Origin of the sequence: Actinospica durhamensis (assembly GCF_018139695.1) — a bacterium.
Taxonomy (GTDB): domain Bacteria; phylum Actinomycetota; class Actinomycetes; order Streptomycetales; family Catenulisporaceae; genus Actinospica; species Actinospica durhamensis.
In genome coordinates this window covers 1-433 of record NZ_JAGSOG010000773.1, presented here as the reverse complement: position 1 = coordinate 433, position 433 = coordinate 1, and the positions used below count along the sequence as shown (strand labels likewise).

Genomic DNA, 433 nt, shown 5'->3' with positions numbered 1-433 from the left:
CTTGTTGCCGAAGACGGTGAGCGCCCCGGCGAGGGTGACCTTCCCGGTCTTCGGGTCGTAGACGTGGATCTCGCCCCTGCCCTTGCCGATGTCGGGGTCGTTCCAGTCGGTGACCACCGGCAGGGAGGAGTCGGTGCCGCCGCGGCCGATGTAGAAGACCCGGCCGTCGGGGGCGGTGACCAGGCCGTGCGGTTCGCCGATCTGGTCGTTCTGCCCCGGCTGGTTGGGCCGGGTCAGCCGCTCCGCCTTGTAGTTGCCCGTGATCGTCGCCTTGCAGTCGGCCTGCACGAGCCGGGTGGTCCACAGCAGGGCGCCGCGCAGGTGCGCGCGGAAGTCGGTCTCGTCGTACGACGACACCGTGCCGCCCATGGCGGTGTAGAAGGACCGGCCGCCGTCGTAGTCACGGCACCAGCTCACGGGATGGTCCCAGCCG

At 70.4% G+C, this 433-nt stretch carries 1 protein-coding gene; it reads right to left on the bottom strand.

Annotation, left to right across the window (positions count from 1 at the left end):
* A partial coding sequence (locus KDL01_RS42155) for a ThuA domain-containing protein (protein ID WP_212534301.1) occupies positions 1–433 on the bottom strand: 433 nt, incomplete at both ends.